Consider the following 2,183-nt stretch of genomic DNA (forward strand, 5'->3'; position numbering starts at 1 on the left):
TTTGATATGCGTTCCTGCTATTATCTGAATGGCTTTTCGTATTTTTTCGCTCATAATACTTGCGTAGTTTAGAAAATAGTTGTATATTTACCATCAAAATGAGGTGTTGGCGGAACTCGCGGGATTACACGGCGGAGGAGATCACCAACGCCTCGTATTTTTTTAATCTTTCATTTTAGGTTCATTTTGAGAAATTGAGTAAAGTTTTATTATCTCTGCGTGCTTACTTTTTCTTGTCCTTTGCTTTTTTTCTTTTTTATACAGCTTAAATATAAAATAAAACTTTGTATCTGAAACAGAATTGGTTAATAGGGGCAAATGGTAGTAAACAACCTTTTCTACATAGCCGACATCCTTATCTTTGGGTGGAACGCTTTTGTAATATACGAGTTGTTCTACTATTTTTTCAATATGAGGTAGCATAAGATTTTTTACATTATACCGATTGTGGGGTTGGTTAAGCATTTCCTTGATGCTATTTTTTGAAACCTCAACTGTTTTTTTCAGGTTTTGTGAAAAAAAATTAAACCCCTTTTTTAATGTATTAGCAGCGTCAGTTCTAATTATTCTTGAAACGATTGTTTCATATTCTTTTATAGAATTAACTGCTTCTCTAAAGTATCTATGCGTATCCTTAAAAGCGATTCCTGTGATACCTGGATTGTTGTCAAACAGTTCGTTTTCGGGCTGTACGTCTATAGGTTTGTCCTGATAGTCTTCAGGCAGTTGGCTTAATTTTTTTACGGTACAACGGCAGTTATAGCCGTTGGGCGGGTAGTGTGTATTCCAAAACGGGTCATCAACAGGTTTAATAACGCCGTCTAATGCTTTGTGTGCAGGGCGCACGTGGTCATCGTGAGCAGTAACATACTGCAAGTAAGGGAACTCTTCCTTACTTTCCTGTATCTGTATCCATTTTTTTGCCATACGGGCAGATGTTGTAAAATGATTAGCTTCGGTCAAAGTGTAGTTCTCGTGCAGAACTTTGTACATGCCCGCTTTTCGGTCATCTGCGGCGTTTTTAATGACCTCCAATACATAATGTGCTTTGGCATAACTGAACCTGTACGCGTTTTCTTGCAACTGCAAAAACCTGTATCCTTCCAAATTTCCCCAGTTGGGGTTCTTAAAACCTTTATCAATGGCTTTTAGAAAAGTGTTTTTGTAGTGTTCAAAGAGCAAACTTACAGCCTGTTCGGGTTGAAGTTGTAATAACTTTTGAACGTCATCTAAATCGTTTTTGAACAGGAATTTACGGATACTTTTAAGGGCTTTTTGCCAAAACGTAGGTTCAGTTGGCGGGTAGCCCAAGTCTAACGGGTTTGTTTTTTTTTGCTGAACAAATTTAGATTTGTTTTTTTGGTTTTTGGGTTGGGTTTTGTTAGTTGTGGGTTCGGCATCGGGCTGGGTCTTTGTAAAAGGCGTATTGTATTTTTGGCTTAAATACTCTGTATCCACAGGCAGCCCCAGCTCTAACATTTCTTTGTGGATTTTCCACTGTTCTGTCAGTGGCAAGGCATCCTGCTGCACCCAGTCAAATGTGTAGTTAAGTTTAAGGTATGGAAAAATAATCTTGTTTAGCCAGTTTTTTACCTTTTCTTTGTCTTGCCAAGCGATGGCTTCGGCTTGGGTCTGATGGACTAACGCCTGCGTGGGTTTGGTTTTGGGCAGATTAGCTAAAATCCCCGTACAGCGCAACTTGGGTAGGGTAAAAGACGGCGACCTGTTGCAGACAAATGCGTATCTCAATACAGATTTGATAGAAACAGTGCCTGATTCAAAACTACAAGAACTACACGAAAAAGGATACATTTTCATGCGTAAGCACGTAGGGCTGCCAGGGTATTATTTTAACGATGATACCACTTGTACGCCTGCCACCAGTGATTTTAACAGTATTGCCCGAGTGCGCGTCATAGAAAAAGCCCGCCGTATTGTGCGCAGTACGCTTTTGCCCTATCTGTTGGATGAAGTAGAAATAGACCCCGAAACAGGGCGGCTTTCTGCCAGCTTTGTCAAGGAAATGCAAGCTGTTGTAGAAAATGCGTTAGACCTGCAAATGACTACTAATAACGAAATTATATCTAATCGTTGCGTAATTGACCCCAAGCAGAACGTACTGGCTACCAATAAAATTGACGTAGTCGTTAAAATCATTCCGTTTGGTTACGCAAAGCAAATTG

The 2,183-nt window shown here is 39.6% G+C and carries 2 protein-coding genes; one reads left to right on the forward strand and one right to left on the reverse strand.

All coding sequences use genetic code 11. The features are described 5' to 3' along the window. Positions 1-162: 162 nt before the first annotated feature. Complete coding sequence (locus NZ519_13690) at positions 163-1,698, reverse strand: phage minor head protein (protein ID MCS7029806.1); 1,536 nt, start codon at positions 1,696-1,698, stop codon at positions 163-165. Position 1,699: 1 nt separating this feature from the next. Here NZ519_13690 and NZ519_13695 point away from each other — a divergent pair. Continuing rightward, on the forward strand, positions 1,700-2,183 hold a 484-nt coding region (locus NZ519_13695; protein ID MCS7029807.1), incomplete at its 3' end, for a DUF2586 domain-containing protein.

The sequence above is a fragment of the Bacteroidia bacterium genome (assembly GCA_025056095.1).
GTDB lineage: Bacteria > Bacteroidota > Bacteroidia > JANWVE01 > JANWVE01 > JANWVE01.